This is a genomic window from Paenibacillus sp. V4I9, assembly GCF_030817295.1.
GTDB lineage: Bacteria > Bacillota > Bacilli > Paenibacillales > NBRC-103111 > Paenibacillus_E.
This window is the reverse complement of the sequence record NZ_JAUSZE010000001.1, coordinates 3,998,660-4,016,210: the sequence shown is the minus strand read 5'-3', so window position 1 is coordinate 4,016,210 and position 17,551 is coordinate 3,998,660. Positions and strand designations below refer to the sequence as shown.

Here is a 17,551-nt window from a genome sequence, read left to right as displayed (position 1 = left end):
CGAAAACTCTAAGGAGGACTACCTGTGAACCAACAACGAAAGATGAAACGCTTGCTCAGTCGTTCGGCTTTAATGCTAACCGCAGCAAGCTTCCTAACATTCCCCTTTGCAACATCGGCTTTTGCTGGGAAGGAAGGCGTATTTCTCAGTGATTCCGTCTACTTTACATTGGACAAAGTTACCCTGTCTGCGGGGGCTGAGGATGGCTCACTTCGCTTCTCATTAGGCCTGAACAATAACAGCAGCTCTCCGGTTGATTTCAATAACTATGGAGTCAAAGTTATAGACACGAACGGCGTGTCTTACACGGCGAAGCTGAGTGAGAAAGTAACAGCGCGTGTGAAAGCGGGAGAAACCGGCACGTTCAAATTTACTTCTGAAATTCCTGCGGATTTGACTCCGTCCCAGTTAAAGGTCGATATTTTCGAATGGAACTATAACGCGATGGAAGATATTGGTGCTTTGTCCGTAGAGGCTGCTTTGGCGGAGTCGGGTCAATCCGTGCTTCAACAAGCGGTTCTTAATTTGCAGGAATTGGACTCTACACTTGCTGATGATGCGTTAGTAACGGCCCAATTAGGCAATAGCTATAAAGTTTATAAAGACGGTGCATGGATGGTGTATACCGACTTGCTTCTTGAAAATCTAAGTAGTACAACTCTTAAGCTGCCAGATGGGCTTGAATACAATTTCCAGGATAGTAAAGGGCTGACATACAGTGCCCAGTTTGCCAAAGTGGAAGGGCAATCCTTGCTTCCTCAACAGCCTGTTAAAGCCACATTACAAGCAGCGGTTCCAGCAGCACTTGAGACCAAAGATTTGGCATTGCTATTCTCTCCAAAAGGTAAGGTGAAGACAACCGTTTTGGGTTCACTGAATGTTGCGAAGTCTTTTTCAATTGGCAAAATCGGTGACAAGACGGAGTACCCAAACTTGGATGTTAACGGCCTAGCGATCTCAACTTCATGGGCAGCGGCAAGTAAGCAATCGGACGGACTGCATTTGCAAGCCAACGTGACCTTAACGAATCAAAGCGATGGAATTGTGACCATACCCACTTTATCGGCAGAGTTCCAAGCCCTTCGTGGCAGTGTGGCCGTGAGCTCTAGTGATAATGCAGTTCGCACGTCTTATTTATCACCGAATGAGTCAACGACATTCCGTTTCTCCGGCATTTTGCCTGCGGGACTGAACACAGATGCCCTGCAGTTGGTCGTACTTGAGAAACAGGAGGCCGCTGCTACGACGACACAACCAAGCAATGCGACTGGCACTACAGATACAAGCAGCAAACAAGCGTCAACCCTGCCAGTATCGGTTACGACACTTGCCGGAGCTGGAGATGGCGGAGAAGTTTCATCTTATGCCGCTGCGCAAGCGTATACGATCGGCACTCCGTTTAAGCTATCAGCAAGTAATCTCATTGACTCCAATATCGATCTCTCCCTTGTTGAGTTCGGGATGAGCGAGAACTCTGACTTCGGCTTCAAAACGGTTGTTGCCAAGTATAAGCTGACGAATAAAGGAACCTCATCATTAACGATTCCGGACTTCCAAACGGATCTGACCAGCGCTGAAGGCTACACCTATTCAGGTGTCCGGCAGTCGGCGGTCGCGAAGACCATTGCACCGAACACAAGCTATGTATTGAGTTATTCTTACCTATTGCCTGCTAGTGAGAAAGCTGATCAGCTTGCACTTAACGTTTACGATGCTAACCGCTTGGCAGTGGGTTCCTACAAAACGGCTATTCAACCCATACCAAGTACAGGCGCTGTATCCTTGTATCCATTCAGCATCGACTTGAAGGATTATTCTGTGAGTGCCACGTATAATAAAGATTCTTCCTATGGGTATCGCTTGCGTGTGGATCTGGATGTCAATAGGCAAGATCAGGTCATTACGGATGCAAACTTCTCAACACTTGATTTCGAGGTTGTTGACTCAGAAGGGCGCTTGCTTAGCTCGAAGTCGATGAGTTTTACAGGGCAGCAGAAGATTATGTCCGGCGTTCAATTTATTGATTTCGGCACGATCAAATCGGAACAATTGAGTTCTGATATAAGCATAAATCTGTACGAAGTAGTTGCAACACCGAATGGTGACGCCAAACGTTTAGTCAAAACGCTGAAAATGTAGCGTAAAGCTTAGATGAAAAATAAAAAGGTGCTTACCCGTAATAAGGGGTAGGCACCTTTTTATTGTTTTAGGAAATTAGGATCAATCCATTTTATATCCATCCGAGATCAAGTCGAGACGGCCTGTTTCCGGATCAATAATGAGACCGTGAACAGGTAGATTCTTAGGAAGTAAGGGATGGTTTCGTATGATGTTAACGCTTTTCTCAATCCCTTCCTGTACATGTTTGAACCCCGTCAACCAACGGGACAAGTCGATGCCGGAGTGGCCGAGTGTCTCTATAACGTCATCCGAAATACCGCGTTTTTTCGCATTGGCGATGACATCGGCGGAATTCAGTCCGGTCATCCCACAATCATAATGCCCGATGACGAATATTTCATCCGCTTCTAACTGGTAGACAGCGACGATAATACTCCGCATAACACTTCCGAAAGGATGAGAGACAATCGCTCCCGCATTTTTAATGATTTTGGCGTCACCATTTTGGAGATTCATGGCTTTGGGCAGCAGTTCGACCAGCCGCGTATCCATACAGGTAAGAACGACCATCCGTTTGTCTGGAAATTTCGTAGTCAAAAACTCTTGATACTGCATCGTTTCTACGAATTCCTTATTATAGTGCAAAATTTCGCTAATCAAAGACATGGTTTCCCTCCAGGTAAGTTGATGTGCTGCTTGTCTCTATTTTTAGCAGCTTTATCTTTTGTCGACTAAGCTCATACCCGCATTATAAATTTGATTATTACTCTTAAGTATATAGGATTTATGTCCTTCATGGTAGTCGATTTTCATGTTTTCTTCAAAAAAGATCTCATCCTTGGCTTTATAAATGAGCTTGAAAGTATCAGTTTCAGCGGTAAGATCATCATTATTTGCTTGGGAAACTAACCAAAGGGTAGGTACTCCGTTAACGGAGCAGCCGCAGTCTTCTGTATCAAAAACTAGCTTTAAGATAGCTTCATTCTGGTCAGAAGTAAATGGTGTCAATCTATGAATTGCTGTATCGGTAAACGTGATTTTCACAAAAGTCATCTCCTTCAAATGTTTGCACAAATAGGTTTCTTGCCTAAGCTTATTATTATTCTATCATACCCCAGCATAAATTTGATTCTGAGTAGGGGACGAAGTATGATAAAATAAGAAACTTTTGGGAGGAGATTAGAGCATGAGTGTGCAAGCAGCCCCAGCAAAGCTGGAATCTTTCAAGGCCTATGTCCGCAAAATGAAGCAGTACGAGGAGGCCATCGCCTTAATTTATTGGGATATGCGTACCGGGGCTCCAAAAAAAGGAATAGAAACTCGTTCTGAAGTCGTTGGAGAGCTATCTACCGAAGTTTTCCGTATGTCTACATCCGATGAGATGGGAAGTTATTTGGACTTTTTCATGCAGCCTTCCGAACTGGAGAAGCTAGATGCCATTTCCAAAAAAATGGTCGTAGAATGCAAAAAAGAATATGATCGCAGTAAAAAAATACCGGCCGAGAAATATCAGGCCTATGTCGTCCTTACCTCTCAAGCGGAATCCGCATGGGAAGATGCAAAGCATAACTCCGATTGGGATTCGTTCCAACCATATTTGGAGAAAATCGTAGCTACAACTCAAGATTTTATCGAGCTGTGGGGCTACGAAGGCAATAAATACAACACCTTGCTAGATATGTATGAACCTGGGATGACAGTTGAGAAACTAGATGAAGTATTCGGTGCGCTGCGTGAAAAAGCGGTTCCCTTACTTCAACGTATTCAAGCTTCAGCCAATCAGCCTAATCGATCCTTTTTGGATCAACAATTTGAAATTAGCAAGCAGAAGAAGTTCTCACTTTCCATTTTGAAGCAAATGCAGTATGACTTTGAAGCGGGCCGACTAGATGAAACGGTGCATCCTTTCGCGACAGCGCTGAATCCAGGTGATGTTCGGATCACAACACGCTATTTGCCAAATGACATCACATCTGCTTTGTTCGGAACGATTCATGAGGGTGGACATGCACTGTATGAGCAAAACATTTCAAAAGACTTAGTTGGTACAAATCTGTGCACAGGCACATCGATGGGGATCCACGAGTCACAATCCCGCTTCTGGGAAAATGTAATCGGCCGCAGTAAAGCGTTCTGGGATCGCTACTATAGCGAGCTGCAAACGACATTTAGCGGACAAATTGATGATGTGGATGTGGATTCCTTCTATCGCGCCATAAACCATATAGAGCCTTCATTAATCCGTATTGAAGCCGATGAATTAACTTACAACTTACATATTATGATTCGCTATGAGCTGGAAAAAGGGTTATTCAACGGTACAATTGCCGTAGCTGATCTGCCTAAAGCTTGGAATGCCAAATACGAAGAGTATTTGGGTGTGGTTCCTGCGAATGACGGCGAGGGTGTACTGCAGGATGTGCACTGGTCTGGCGGTGCATTTGGTTATTTCCCGTCCTATGCACTCGGTAATATGTACGCGGCGCAATTCACGCATACCCTTCGCAAAGAGCTTCCGAATTTCGATAGCTTGATTGCAGAAGGCAATCTGGTGCCGATCAAGGAATGGCTAACGGACAAAGTGTACCAACATGGTAAGCTTTTGACACCGAATGAAATCATTCGCGAAGTGACGGGTGAAGAGTTGAATCCCGAGTACCTGGTTCAATACTTGGAAGAGAAGTACCAAACGGTTTACGGTATTTAATTGATCTAAAGCAGCATCTTGAGGCAGGAATATTGCCTTAGGGTGCTGTTTTTTTATATGGTCTATTTGCCCCCTTTGAGTCTAAAATAGCTGCACAATTTGCAGGTAATTCTCTCCAAAGCACATTCGCACATAATTTTGAAGCACAAAATGCATATAGTGTGTAATCAAAAAAACAATATTAACCGACTTCTGGGCTCCTGCATAGGATACATTACTACTTTTATCGGAGGGACGTCCATGAACAATCGGAAAAGATGGGGATTCACATTATCCGCCGTCCTACTGCTCAGTGTAATCGTTTCGGCGTGCGGAACGAAAAGCGAAGAAACAACAAAGGTTCGAATTGGTGAAGTCACGCGATCTATCTTTTATGCACCGCAGTATGTGGCTTTATCGCAAGGGTTTTTCAAGGATGAAGGGCTAGATGTTGAATTGACCACCACACCAGGTGGCGACAAGACAATGACGGCCTTACTGTCAAACGCCATTGATGTAGCTTTAGTTGGATCGGAAACTTCGATCTACGTATCTCAACAAGGCTCGGATGATCCGGTTATTAATTTTGCTCAGCTGACACAAACGGACGGTACCTTCCTAGTTGCTCGGAAGAAAGTCGATAAGTTCGACTGGAACTCGCTCAAAGGCTCTGTTTTCCTCGGTCAGCGAAAAGGCGGCATGCCTCAGATGGCAGGCGAATTCACGTTGAAGAAGCACAACATCAACCCACAAAAGGATCTCCAGCTCATTCAGAATATCGAATTTGCAAATATCGCATCCGCTTATGCATCGGGAACAGGGGAATATGTACAGCTCTTCGAACCGCAAGCTTCCATTATTGAAAAAGAAGGCAAGGGCTTCGTTATGGCTTCCTTCGGTGTGGAGAGCGGACACCTGCCTTACACGGTATTTATGACCAAACAAAGCTTCATGAAGGCAAACTCAAGTACCGTTCAGAAGTTCACGAATGCGGTACAACGTGCTCAGCTTTGGGTTGCAGCGAAAAGTGTCGATGAAATCACGAATGCGGTTTTGCCATATTTTAAAGATATCGATGTAGAAATTGTAAAAAGTGTTGTCAAGCGCTACAAGGATCAAGGATCATTCGCGACGGATGGCATTGTGGATGAACAAGAATGGAACAATTTGCTAGACGTGATGACTTCCGCCGGTGAGTTGAAAGAAAAGGTAGCTTGGAAAAAGCTAGTGAACAATACCTATGCAGAGAAAGCGAAATCGAACGTAAAACCATAGTAATCAGTATTAGGCATGTCGGTGAATCGAACAAGAGGGGAGTACCAACATGGATACAGCTGTGACTGTAAAAGACGTGACGCAAGTTTATGTTACCGAGGAGCGAGCTACACTTGCTGTCGAGCAAATCAATTTTGCCATTCAGCGGGGTGAATTCGTTAGTCTGATCGGTCCAAGCGGCTGTGGGAAGACGACTCTCTTGTCGATCATTGCCGGGCTCATTCGTCCGACAGTTGGTACTGTAACTGTTGCGGGAGGGATCGTAAATGGTCCATCGACAAGGGTGGGTTATATGCTTCAGCAGGATTATTTATTCCCATGGCGGACAATAGAAGATAATGCTTGTATGGGCTTGGAAATTACAGGAACGTTAACCAAAGAGAAGAAACAGGGTGTGCTTCATTTATTGGATGAGATGGGGCTGCTCGGCTTCAAAGATTATTATCCCGCTCAGCTATCCGGGGGCATGCGTCAGCGAGTCGCATTAGTACGAACATTAGCCACAGAGCCTGAACTGCTCCTGTTGGATGAACCGTTTTCTGCGCTCGATTATCAAACCAAGCTTCAGTTGGAGGATTTGGTTGTAGAGACTCTTCGTGCGAAGAAGAAAACAGCTCTTCTCGTGACTCATGATATCTCAGAGGCAATTGCGATGAGTGATCGTATTATTGTGCTGGATCCTAATCCGGGTCGAATTCGCAAAGAATTTATAATTTCGCAGGAAATTCGGTCTTCCGTCCCTCTCGCAGCGCGGGAACTTCCCGATTTCCATGTACTCTTTCGATTGATTTGGCAGGAGTTTGGGGGCGTGCATCATGAGTGATGGTCAGCAGCAGGCGCGTCTCAACGAAAATGCGGACGATACGCTTATAAATCAAGTTCATCAGCACTTTTTAGCTGCAAGGAAAAAGAAAACGAACTATGTAAGGCTTGTTCAACTAGCCATCCTACTGATGTTTTTTTCCTTCTGGGAAATGGCTGCCCGATTAAAATGGATCGATGTGCTGCTTTTTAGTTATCCAACGAAAGTTTTTAAGCTGCTCTGGGATAAACTCCTTGATGGCAGCCTCCTTCCGCATGTGGGCGTAACGGTCGTTGAAACCATTATCGGCTTTGTGTTAGGCACATTGTTCGGTACGGCGTTAGCTGTTGTGATTTGGTGGTCGCCGTTTCTCTCCCGCGTGCTTGATCCATATATTGTCGTGCTGAATAGTATGCCTAAAGTAGCGCTTGGACCGTTATTTATCGTAGGTTTGGGTCCAGGCTTGCTATCGATTATTGCAACTACGCTATCGATAACAGTTATAATCACAACCCTAGTCGTGTACGGGAGCTTCAAAGAGGTGGACCAGAACTATGTGAAGGTCGTCACTTTATTTGGGGGTAATCAGCGAAAAGTGTTCTTAAAGGCCATTCTACCCGCATCATTCCCCGCCATCGTCTCGACTTTGAAAGTGAATGTAGGCTTGGCATGGATCGGTGTAATCGTAGGCGAATTCCTTGTATCGCAAATGGGTCTTGGTTATTTGATTATATACGGCTTTCAAGTATTTAATTTTACGCTGGTTATCTCTACCTTGTTCGTCATTGCGATTGTGGCTACAGTCATGTATCAAATTGTGTCCAATTTGGAAAAAAGAATGACAAAACATCGATAAGGCTTGCCACTTTTTGCCCAAAATGAAATAATGAGCCCATAGTTAAAACCAACAAAGAGGTGAAAAAGCTATGGGCTTTCGTGTGCTCAAAACAGCGCTAGCAGTCGTTATAGCGATGTATCTAGCTCACGTATTCGAGATAAAATCGCCTGCCGCAGCTGGACTTCTTGCTATTCTAGGTATAGAAGTGACGAAGAAAAAAGGGATTCGAAGTGCACTTCATCGGATCGGAGCTTCCATGCTCGCGCTTCTTACAGGCTCTCTACTTTTTATGGTATTGGGGTTCCATGTGTGGGTTGTCGGTATATTCATCCTCGTCGTGTTTCCCATCCTGCATCGGCTGCGGATTACAGAGGGTGCTGTGACCGGGGCCGTTGTTATGCTGCATCTCTTCGCCTATGAAACTGCCGGGTGGACGGCGGTTCTGAATGAAATGCATCTTCTGCTCATTGGATTGGGTACAGCGACACTCATCAATATTGCCTACATGCCTAAGACAGATAAAGCGATCGAGGCGCATAAGCAAAAAATCGAGGCGCTATTCTCGGATATTTTCGTGAACATGGCTAAGCATTTGAGAGACAATACAGTTGTGTGGGATGGCAAGGAGCTTTTGGAAGTAAGTGAAGAGATTGATCAAGGCGCAGGGCTTGCTAAACGAACTATGGAGAATACACTCATTTTCGGAGGAGACCCCTACTTGCAGGTATATTTCTTTATGAGGGGTGAGCAGTTGGAGTCGATCCACCGGATGATCGATCTCGTTGCCCAAGTGTATCAAACTTTGCCGCAGGGGGAGTGGGTGGCAGCGATTCTTGAAGATATTAGTCAAACTGTTAAGGAAGACTACTATACTGGTGATGCGGAGAAAGAATTGCAAGTTCTGGATGCTCGTTATAAACAACTGCCGTTGCCGGAAAGTCGAGAAGAATTCGAGGTGAGATCTGCCATTTTACAGCTTAACAGGGAGCTTATGCAATATTTATCTATAGCCAGAAAGCAAAAAAAACAGCGCCCAGAGGCGGGTTGACTCTTAAAGATATGAGTATTTTTATATCGTAAAAATAATATAAAATAATTGTCACTCTAGACTGCTGTCCTGCATACACTTGTAATGAATGATTGTATGGAGGAGGTTGAAAGGATGTCATTAGATAAAGATTTGCAAAGCAGAGAGATCATTACAAAAGCTGTCTGCGGTAAAGGTCGCAAATTTTCGCATGTAAGTCATACCGTGACTCCGCCCTTTTCTCCGACCAGTATATTGGGCGCTTGGATTATTAATAACCAATTCGAGGCGATCCAATCCGGAGATGGCGTAGAGGTAGTTGGTACTTATGATATCAACATCTGGTATTCTTACGATCGTAACACCAAAACAGATGTAGCAAAAGAAACCGTTTCTTATGTAGAAATTGTTGGACTAAGTTATCTGGACAAAAAACATAGGCCAACAACTGCTGAAGTATCTGCTGTCGCAACGCAAGAGCCGAACTGTGTGGAAGCAAGTATCTCTTCTAGCGGCGACAGCGTAGTCATTCGGGTGGAACGGGAGTTCCAAGTTGAGTTGGTCGCTGAAACGAAAGTCTTCGTCATTGTTAGCCCCTACGGCCCCAATGACTTCGACGACAAACATGTAGATTTCGATGACAACGGCGATGGAGATTTCGAGGATCTGGACGCCGATCTGCTTGAGGACGAATTGGATTAAGGAATCCTATACGCCAGTGTATGCAGGTGAAAGAGGTTCGGCAGAGGGCATTTGCCCTCTTTTTTGTTTTATTTTAATAAATGGGCAGATTGATCAGATGCAAGGACTGTGAGGATGGAATGAGAACGGAGAAGGGGCAAAATGGATGGAAACATTCTTACTGCACGCACAGGAAAAAGAGGCGCTGGAGCTAGCGAATCTCATCCGCATACCCAGTGGTTCAAGGCTGCCGGTCGATTGGCGAGGCCAGGTTATCATTCATTGGGGAGCTGCTCATGATGAGTGGCCGCTGAAGCCGGCGCTGCAGCCGATCAGGGCGATTCTTAGGGCTCAGATGCGTTTGAAGCGGGAAGAACTGCTCCATTTGCACGGCATCAAGACTGTAGCTTGGCATAATGGCCGAAGTGCAAAGGATGAGCGATTGGCATTCACACATAAATATAAGGTAGCTGTATTTCATTTGCAGACATTGGTTGTTTATGAGAAGAAGGAGACGCTTCTGTTGTCGGAGAAAGCTCTCTATGATCAAAGACAATTAAATGCCAGTTCGGCTTACATAGAAATTACGCCAGATCGTGCCAATTTTCATGTCCGAAGGGCTAGCCGTGAGTCTGTAAAAGCTGTCTATGCGCTCGGCCTAGACTATGGCCTTGTCACCATAGGTGTATTGCCTAGCGGGCACACCTTGGTATTGGATGTGGATCCCGTTCCGAAGCTGAACGGGAAGCTGGCACAGGTGTTCGCGGAGGCGATCGATCGCTATGAGATCGCCATCGCGAAGGAGCTGCGGCGCAAGGAGCGGGCGATGCTCGGCAGCGATCCCGAGTTCCTGCTGCTCAGCCCGCAGGGCAAGGTCGTCTTCGCCGACCGCTTCCTGACGCGGGACGGCGAGGTCGGCTGCGATGCCGTCGTACTCAGCGGGCATCGCGTGATCCTGCCGCTGGCGGAGCTGCGCCCGCAGCCAAGCACAGACCCGCGCGAGCTGGCGAGGAACCTGCGATCTACGATGCAGCTCGCCGCGCGGAAGATCGACGACGAGAGCCTCGCTTGGCTCTCGGGCGGCATGCCGGTGGGGGGCTACCCCCTGGGCGGACATATCCACTTCAGCCGATGCTGGCTGAATGGGCATTTATTGCGCGCGCTCGATAACTACCTCGCGCTGCCCTTGATCTTGATCGAGGGCGATACGACACGGGAGCGCCGCCCTCGGTACGGCTTCCTTGGCGACTTCCGCAAGAAGTCGCACGGGGGCTTCGAGTACCGCACCCTGCCGAGCTGGATGCAGTCGCCTGAGATCACGCGCGGTGTGTTCGCGCTAGCCTCGCTCATTGCTGACAACTACTGGCTGCTGCCTAGGCAGCCCTTGCAGGATCCGGATATTCAAGCGGCCTACTATCGTGGGGATAAGCAGCGGCTTCAAGCCACGGTTGAGAAGCTTTGGCAGGATCTTGAGCAGTTGAAGGGCTATGACCTATTCGCCGCCGTTTTGGAACGTCTCCGAGTAAGAATCATATCAATGGAGCCCTGGAACGAAAGAGCTGATTTTCGCAAAGCTTGGAAAATTGCACCCTACCATCGTAAAGAAGCTTTTGAAGAACAAATCATGTTATAATAGTGTATCTATAAGAGATTTGAAATGGTTTTAATCTGTGCATGGGAATTCACGTTTCGATGCTTCAGTTACAGTTGGATAAGAGCCTCCAGAAGCTGCTATTTTACATATAAGTGAAGCAAGTAGATGGATAGCAGTCTTTAGGGGCTCTTATATCGAGAAATCATTGGAAAATGGAGCGTATCTGTTGAGATAAGAGTCTTTAGAAGCTTCAAATTCTTTTTTGCACACTTATGAAAATGAAGTTTGGTAGTTTCATAGATGTTGACAATGAATATAGTGATTGGTTGGAGGAACGCAAGGTGGCCCAATATACGCCGATGATTCAGCAATACTTGGCCGTGAAGGCGCAAGTCCCGGATGCTTTTTTGTTTTTTCGTCTGGGTGATTTCTATGAAATGTTTTTTGATGATGCGATCAATGCTTCACGAGAGTTGGAGATTACGTTAACAGGTAGAGAAGGCGGCGGCGACGAGAAAATCCCTATGTGCGGTGTCCCTCATCACGCGGCGGACAATTACATGTCTCGGTTAATCGAGAAAGGGTATAAAGTCGCCATATGCGAACAAGTTGAAGACCCCGCTGAAGCCAAAGGTGTCGTGCGGCGTGAGATTGTTCGTATCGTTACGCCCGGGACCGTTATGGATAGCAAGCTGTTAGGCGAATCGAGCAACAATTACATCGTTTCCCTAGTGAGTCAGGAACACGGTTATGCCTTTACGGCATGCGATATTTCAACGGGGGAGTTATATACAACACAGCTTTCTAACTCATGGGAACTCGTCGTAGATGAACTCAATGTCTACAACCCTTCGGAGATCATTACGGATAAGGACTTATTAACGACAATTCGGGAAACTGGCCTCACTTGGGGGCGCAGTACGGTGCTTACGGAATGGACGCAAGCGGATGAAAAGCTGCTGGATGAGCATTTTGCTGAGGATGCCGCACTGCTTGCTTTATCCGCTTTGAACCGTCAAGGCGTTGCCTTGCTGCTTGCTTATTTAAAAGAAACGCAAAAACGAGCATTGACCCACGTGAAGCATATCAGAGTATATGAGTCCGATCAATTCATGACGATGGATCCTTTTACGCGTAGAAATCTTGAACTCGTAGAAACGGTACGTGAACGCGCGAAAAAAGGTTCTTTGCTTTGGCTGCTAGACAAAACAGTAACAGCGATGGGCGCTAGGATGCTGCGCCGATGGATCGAAAAGCCGCTCATGAGCGTATCACGCATCGAAGAGCGTCTGGAAGCTGTCAATCTACTCTACAATCAGCTCATTATCAGAGAAGATGTGAAACAAGCGTTGAAGGAAGTCTACGATTTGGAGCGTTTAGTTGCACGTATTTCCTACGGGAATGCGAATGCTCGCGATATGATCGCTCTCAAGCACTCCTTGCAGCAGGTTCCGCTGCTTCAAGAAGTATGTGCAGCTTCCGGCTCCGAGACGCTTCGCAAACTCGTCGAAAATATGGATGCCTGTGAAGATGTTATGTCGTGGATTGCTAGCGCCATTGAGGACGAGCCTCCTGTATCCATTCGGGATGGCGGAATGATCCGCGAAGGCTACCAGCCATACCTGGATCAACTTCGGGAAGCAAGTAAGAACGGGAAGCAGTGGATCGCGGAGCTCGAGCGTCAGGAGCGGGAGGCGACGGGGATCAAGTCGCTCAAAATCGGCTACAACAAAGTGTTCGGTTACTTTATTGAGGTCACCAAAGCGAACATGTCCGCGCTGCAGGAAGGCCGCTACGAACGCAAGCAGACGCTTGCGAATGCCGAGCGCTACGTAACGCCGGAGCTCAAAGAGAAAGAAGCGCTCATTCTGGAAGCGCAGGATAAAATGGTTGATCTGGAGTATGAGCTGTTCACGGAGCTTCGCGACCGGATCTCTGAACATATCTCCAGATTACAGAAACTGGCGGAAGTGATCGCTACCGCCGACGTTTATCAGTCGCTGGCCACGGTCAGCGCGGCGCATCACTACCGCAAGCCGGAGATCGGCGAAGGCTTCGATCTCGAGATTGAAGAAGGCCGCCACCCTGTGGTGGAGGCGGTCATTCAAGACGGCTCGTTCATCGCGAACGAAACGAGCCTGCTGCTAGATGAGGGCCGCATTCTGCTTATTACCGGACCGAACATGGCCGGTAAGAGTACATATATGCGGCAGGTCGCCGTGATCTGCCTGATGGCGCAGATCGGCTGTTTCGTACCTGCTAGATCTGCGCGCATCCCGGTCACCGACCGAATCTTCACGCGGATCGGCGCTGCCGATGATCTGATCGGCGGTCAGAGTACGTTCATGGTCGAGATGATGGACATCCAAGTGATGACCGAGAAGGCGACGAGCAAGAGCCTCGTCATCATCGATGAGCTTGGCCGCGGCACCTCGACCGGGGAAGGGATGGCGATTGCGCAGGCGGTCATCGAGTTCCTGCATGACCGGATCGGCTGCAAGACGCTCGTTTCGACGCATTTCCACGAGCTTGCGCATCTGGAAGAAAGCCTCGTGCATCTGCGCAATCATTGCATGGCTGTGAAAGAGAGCGGCAGGCAGGTGACCTTCCTGCGCAAGCTTATTCCCGGGGCAGCGAGTACGAGTTACGGCATCTACTGTGCCGAAATCGCTGGGCTGCCCGATGCTATCATTCAGCGCTCCTATGAGCTGCTGAATGGGTTTGAAGAGCGGGCGGCGGGCGCTGCGCAGATCGCCGCAACGACGGCTGCCGTCCAACCGGCGGCAGCTCCCGTACAGCAGCTGTCCCTCTTCGCGGAGGACAGCGCGGCAAACACGGCCGTCAAGAAGAAGCAGCCTGACGGCAAGTCTCAGCTGGTGCTTGATCAGCTGAAAGGGATAGATTTAATTAATATGACGCCTCTGCAGGCGCTCAATTTAGTATATGAATGGAAGCAAAAGCTGCAATAGCTTGTTTCGTACGTTCTTTGGTTTCGCAGCATTTTTGCAACATTACAGCCTAATCATATATATTCGAGGAGAGACGCACATGAAAGATCAACCAAGAATGAAAACAATGAAGGTTACCCTAGCACTGGCGTCGGCTCTTATGACGGTTCTCCCCTTGAATGCGTTGGCACAAGAAGATTTACAAACACAGCAAGTCAGAGAAATCATTGGCAAGCTGCATGTGAGTGGTGTAACGGAAGAAGCGCTAGCTAATCAAAGCATTAAGCAAATGGTAGAAGGTCTGAAAGATCCATATACCGTCTTTTTCAGCCAAGAAGAGTACGGTCAGTTCTCCAGCTCCTTAGAAAATAATTATGTTGGCATGGGCGCTCGAATCGGAATTGATGACAAAGGCGTGTATTTATCCGAGGTTTTTGCAGGTTCATCTGCTGAATCAGCCGGCTTGCAGCGTGATGACTATGTCCGTGCCGTGGATGGGGCTCCTGCTTCTACAACCTCTATTGATGATGTCAGAAACAAAATCGTTGGTGTAGCGGGGACGAAAGTTAAAGTTACCGTTCAACGCGGCGACAAAGAATTAACCGTCGAGATTACTCGTAAAGGGATCAATGTACCTGAAGTGTATAGCAAGAGCTTTACGAATGGTGTTGGTTACATTCAAATAACGGATTTTTCAAGCGATGCGGACGAGGATTTTGGTAAACAACTTACGGATCTGCAGGCAAAAGGTTTGAAATCTTTGATACTAGATGTTCGTAATAATCCAGGAGGTCTTGTGGATACGGCTCAGAACATTGCCAAGCATTTTGTCAAAGAAGGCGTTCTGATTCATACAAGAGACCGCAATGGTGTGGATGATCCGGTGTTGATCACGGGCGGAACGGAATTGTCTATTCCTGTTTACATTTTAGCCAATGAGTATAGCGCAAGCGCTTCGGAAGTGCTGTCAGGCGCTCTGCAGGACTACAATGTTGCCAAAGTGATCGGTATGCAAACGTATGGCAAAGGAAGTGTACAACAGCTTTATCAATTGGATAAAGACAGTGCGCTGAAAGTGACGGTTGAAGAGTACTTAACGCCGAATAAGCGTAAAGTGAACAAAGTTGGGATCACACCGGACATTAAGGTGGACGGGGCTTCTGCCCAACTGATTACCGCTCTACAGACAGTTGGGATCACAGACATTAACGTTGAGATTTCCAAGCACAGTGTGACTTATAATGGCGTGGAAATAGGAAGTGGATTCGGTAATTTCCGTGAAAACGGAAAATTATATGCATCAACGCGCGGCCTAGTGGCACTTGTTGGCGCTACGATTACATGGAACGAGGCGACACGCACAGTCGATATTTCCGATAATAAAGGAACGCATGCCATTCCTGTAGAGGCTGACAAGCTAATCATTGAAAATGGGACTAGCTACGTCAATGTTGATCTTTTCGATGATTATTTTCCACAGCTGCAAGTGAAGGATCAAGGGGAGAATGTTTCCATCCGTGCTGTAAAGGGGAACTAAGAATTATGGGCAAAATCCAGCTCTTAAGCGAACATATTGCGAACCAAATCGCTGCAGGGGAAGTGGTTGAACGACCTTCTTCTGTGGTGAAAGAACTCGTCGAGAACTCGGTGGATGCCGGTAGTACTCGGATTGATGTGACGATTGAAGAGGGCGGTCTTCAGCTGATTAGGGTGTCCGATAACGGCTCTGGAATGGCTTTGGAAGATTGCGAATTAGCTTTCCAGCGTCATGCGACGAGTAAAATCTCAACAAGTAAAGACTTATTCTCGATACGAACTTTAGGCTTCCGTGGCGAGGCTTTACCGAGCATAGCGTCCGTATCTAGGCTAGAGTGCGTCACTAGCTCTACGAACGATGGACTAGGGCGGAAAATTTCCATTGAAGGCGGCACGATTCGCAGTGTCGAAGAAACGGCTGCTTCACGCGGAACAGAGGTGTCGGTGAGGGAATTATTTTATAACACACCGGCGCGGTTAAAATATATGAAAACGATCCAGACCGAGCTTGGCCATATTTCTGATTATTTGTATAGATTAGCGCTGGCTCACCCTGGTATCGCCTTTTCGTTGAAACATAATAGCAATCTCCTGCTTCAAACGTTGGGCAACGGAGACTTGCTACAGGTCATCGCCGGCATTTACGGTACGGCAATTGGCAAGCAAATGCTTCCTATCCAAGTGGAAAGCTTGGATTATACGATCACGGGCTTCGTGGCGAAGCCCGAAATGACCCGCGCGAACCGTGGCGGCATCTCGACCATTGTGAATGGCCGTTACGTGCGCAACTTCGCGCTGAATCAAGCGCTGCTGCAGGGATATCACACCCTGCTGCCAATCAATCGCTACCCGGTGGCTGTTCTTCACATCGGGATGGATCCTGCCTTAGTGGATGTGAATGTGCATCCATCTAAGCTTGAGGTCCGCTTCAGTAAAGAAGCGGAGCTAACCGCGTTAATCGAAGCCGAAGTGAAGCGACTATTTGGAAGGCAGGTGCTGATCCCGCAAGGGATGAAGCCTGCAGCGCCTAAGGGCGCATACGTACAGGAACAGCTGGACCTGACAAGAACGGTTGAGCCAGCAGCTGGCTCAAGCGCATCTACTCCGGCAGCTTCATCTGCGATACCTATACCGCTTCCTGATTCTACGATACAACGTGTATCCGTGGATTCAGAGAGCACGATTTTGCCGCAAGTGAAGGAGGCCGGAACATCGTATCGACCAGAATCGGTGTCAATTTCCCGGCCACCAGCCGTAGAGCCGCAAAGAAGCTCGACAGCCCCTGCAACTTCTGGAACTTCGTATTCGAGCCGTCCATCATCGCCATCAAACAACAGCTACACATCTACTGCTGGAAGCAATCCCAGAAGTACGTCCATTCAACAGCAGCGCCGGACGAACGAAGCGTTCATGGACCTACTGCCCTCCAAACAGGAAGGTGAGGCTCCCACGCTTCCCGCTTTTCCAAGATTGGACCCGATCGGTCAAATGCATGGCACTTATTTGGTCGCCCAAAACGAAGAAGGCCTGTTCCTGATTGATCAGCATGCTGCGCATGAGCGAATTAATTATGAATATTATTACGAGCGTTTTGGCAATCCTGCTGAGGCAAGCCAAGAATTACTCGTTCCTATTACTTTAGAGTTTACACCTTCAGAAGCAGGAATTATTGCTGAGAAGCTGTCTCTTTTTGAGCAGGCAGGCGTGTATATGGAGGCTTTTGGAGGGAATACGTTTCTCGTCCGTGCGCATCCACACTGGTTTCCTTCGGGAGAAGAGAAGGGGATCGTTGAAGACATGTGTGAGTGGGTCCTCAGTGAGAAAAAAGCTGTAGACATCGCCAAACTTAGAGAAAAGGCGGCTATTATGTGCTCTTGCAAAGCATCGATCAAAGCGAATCAAGGACTAAGTGTTCTTGAGATGGAAACGCTGATCGACCGTCTATCAGGCTGCCGTAATCCCTACACATGCCCCCACGGACGGCCAATAGTCGTCAGTTTTACGACTTATGAACTGGAAAAAATGTTTAAGAGAGTGATGTAA

At 47.4% G+C, this 17,551-nt stretch carries 13 protein-coding genes; 11 read left to right on the top strand and 2 right to left on the bottom strand.

What is annotated here, in order from left to right:
- Nucleotides 1-24 precede the first annotated feature (24 nt).
- Nucleotides 25-2,139 (top strand): hypothetical protein, encoded by a 2,115-nt coding sequence (locus QFZ81_RS18905; RefSeq protein WP_307604041.1) that lies wholly within the window; start codon nucleotides 25-27, stop codon nucleotides 2,137-2,139.
- Nucleotides 2,140-2,220: 81 nt separating this feature from the next.
- Here the strand turns inward: QFZ81_RS18905 and QFZ81_RS18900 are convergent, their stop codons facing one another.
- Complete coding sequence (locus tag QFZ81_RS18900; protein WP_307442072.1) at nucleotides 2,221-2,787, bottom strand: beta-class carbonic anhydrase; 567 nt, start codon at nucleotides 2,785-2,787, stop codon at nucleotides 2,221-2,223.
- A 51-nt stretch (nucleotides 2,788-2,838) separates the two neighbouring features.
- Nucleotides 2,839-3,165: an iron-sulfur cluster biosynthesis family protein gene (locus tag QFZ81_RS18895; protein ID WP_307442074.1), complete on the bottom strand. Its 327-nt coding sequence runs from the start codon at nucleotides 3,163-3,165 to the stop codon at nucleotides 2,839-2,841.
- A 142-nt stretch (nucleotides 3,166-3,307) separates the two neighbouring features.
- On the opposite strand from QFZ81_RS18895, the gene QFZ81_RS18890 reads away from it, so the two are divergent.
- The 10 genes from QFZ81_RS18890 (at nucleotide 3,308) to mutL (ending at nucleotide 17,551) form a co-directional block, all read left to right on the top strand.
- Complete coding sequence (locus tag QFZ81_RS18890) at nucleotides 3,308-4,828, top strand: carboxypeptidase M32 (RefSeq protein WP_307604039.1); 1,521 nt, start codon at nucleotides 3,308-3,310, stop codon at nucleotides 4,826-4,828.
- A gap of 240 nt (nucleotides 4,829-5,068) precedes the next feature.
- On the top strand, nucleotides 5,069-6,082 hold the full coding sequence (locus QFZ81_RS18885) for an ABC transporter substrate-binding protein (protein WP_307442078.1): 1,014 nt from the start codon (nucleotides 5,069-5,071) through the stop codon (nucleotides 6,080-6,082).
- Between the two features lie 49 nt (nucleotides 6,083-6,131).
- Entirely contained in the window at nucleotides 6,132-6,905 is a 774-nt protein-coding gene (locus tag QFZ81_RS18880; RefSeq protein ID WP_307442079.1) for an ABC transporter ATP-binding protein, read from the top strand.
- Nucleotides 6,898-7,740 carry an ABC transporter permease gene (locus tag QFZ81_RS18875; protein ID WP_307604036.1) on the top strand — a complete coding sequence of 281 codons (843 nt, stop codon included), beginning with the start codon at nucleotides 6,898-6,900 and terminating at the stop codon, nucleotides 7,738-7,740. The genes QFZ81_RS18880 and QFZ81_RS18875 overlap by 8 nt, the downstream gene beginning before the upstream one ends.
- Before the next feature lie 70 nt (nucleotides 7,741-7,810).
- Nucleotides 7,811-8,770 (top strand): aromatic acid exporter family protein, encoded by a 960-nt coding sequence (locus tag QFZ81_RS18870; protein ID WP_307442081.1) that lies wholly within the window; start codon nucleotides 7,811-7,813, stop codon nucleotides 8,768-8,770.
- 114 nt (nucleotides 8,771-8,884) lie between these two features.
- A complete protein-coding gene (cotE, locus tag QFZ81_RS18865; RefSeq protein WP_307442083.1) occupies nucleotides 8,885-9,451 on the top strand; it encodes an outer spore coat protein CotE in 567 nt (188 codons plus the stop codon).
- 145 nt (nucleotides 9,452-9,596) lie between these two features.
- Nucleotides 9,597-11,063: a putative amidoligase domain-containing protein gene (locus QFZ81_RS18860; RefSeq protein ID WP_307604033.1), complete on the top strand. Its 1,467-nt coding sequence runs from the start codon at nucleotides 9,597-9,599 to the stop codon at nucleotides 11,061-11,063.
- A 302-nt stretch (nucleotides 11,064-11,365) separates the two neighbouring features.
- A complete protein-coding gene (gene mutS, locus QFZ81_RS18855; protein ID WP_307442086.1) occupies nucleotides 11,366-13,993 on the top strand; it encodes a DNA mismatch repair protein MutS in 2,628 nt (875 codons plus the stop codon).
- A 79-nt stretch (nucleotides 13,994-14,072) separates the two neighbouring features.
- Nucleotides 14,073-15,509, top strand: a complete 1,437-nt coding sequence (locus QFZ81_RS18850; RefSeq protein WP_307604031.1) for a S41 family peptidase — start codon at nucleotides 14,073-14,075, stop codon at nucleotides 15,507-15,509.
- 5 nt (nucleotides 15,510-15,514) lie between these two features.
- Nucleotides 15,515-17,551, top strand: coding sequence for a DNA mismatch repair endonuclease MutL (gene mutL / locus QFZ81_RS18845; protein WP_307604029.1), 2,037 nt, complete (start codon nucleotides 15,515-15,517; stop codon nucleotides 17,549-17,551).

Excerpts from the sequence above, each read along its gene's own strand:
- QFZ81_RS18900 (WP_307442072.1), bottom strand. The coding sequence starts at position 2,787 with ATGTCTTTGATTAGCGAAATTTTGCACTATAATAAGGAATTCGTAGAA.
- QFZ81_RS18890 (WP_307604039.1), top strand. The coding sequence starts at position 3,308 with ATGAGTGTGCAAGCAGCCCCAGCAAAGCTGGAATCTTTCAAGGCCTAT.
- QFZ81_RS18885 (WP_307442078.1), top strand. The coding sequence starts at position 5,069 with ATGAACAATCGGAAAAGATGGGGATTCACATTATCCGCCGTCCTACTG.
- QFZ81_RS18880 (WP_307442079.1), top strand. The coding sequence starts at position 6,132 with ATGGATACAGCTGTGACTGTAAAAGACGTGACGCAAGTTTATGTTACC.
- QFZ81_RS18875 (WP_307604036.1), top strand. The coding sequence starts at position 6,898 with ATGAGTGATGGTCAGCAGCAGGCGCGTCTCAACGAAAATGCGGACGAT.
- QFZ81_RS18870 (WP_307442081.1), top strand. The coding sequence starts at position 7,811 with ATGGGCTTTCGTGTGCTCAAAACAGCGCTAGCAGTCGTTATAGCGATG.
- cotE (WP_307442083.1), top strand. The coding sequence starts at position 8,885 with ATGTCATTAGATAAAGATTTGCAAAGCAGAGAGATCATTACAAAAGCT.
- QFZ81_RS18860 (WP_307604033.1), top strand. The coding sequence starts at position 9,597 with ATGGAAACATTCTTACTGCACGCACAGGAAAAAGAGGCGCTGGAGCTA.
- QFZ81_RS18850 (WP_307604031.1), top strand. The coding sequence starts at position 14,073 with ATGAAAGATCAACCAAGAATGAAAACAATGAAGGTTACCCTAGCACTG.
- mutL (WP_307604029.1), top strand. The coding sequence starts at position 15,515 with ATGGGCAAAATCCAGCTCTTAAGCGAACATATTGCGAACCAAATCGCT.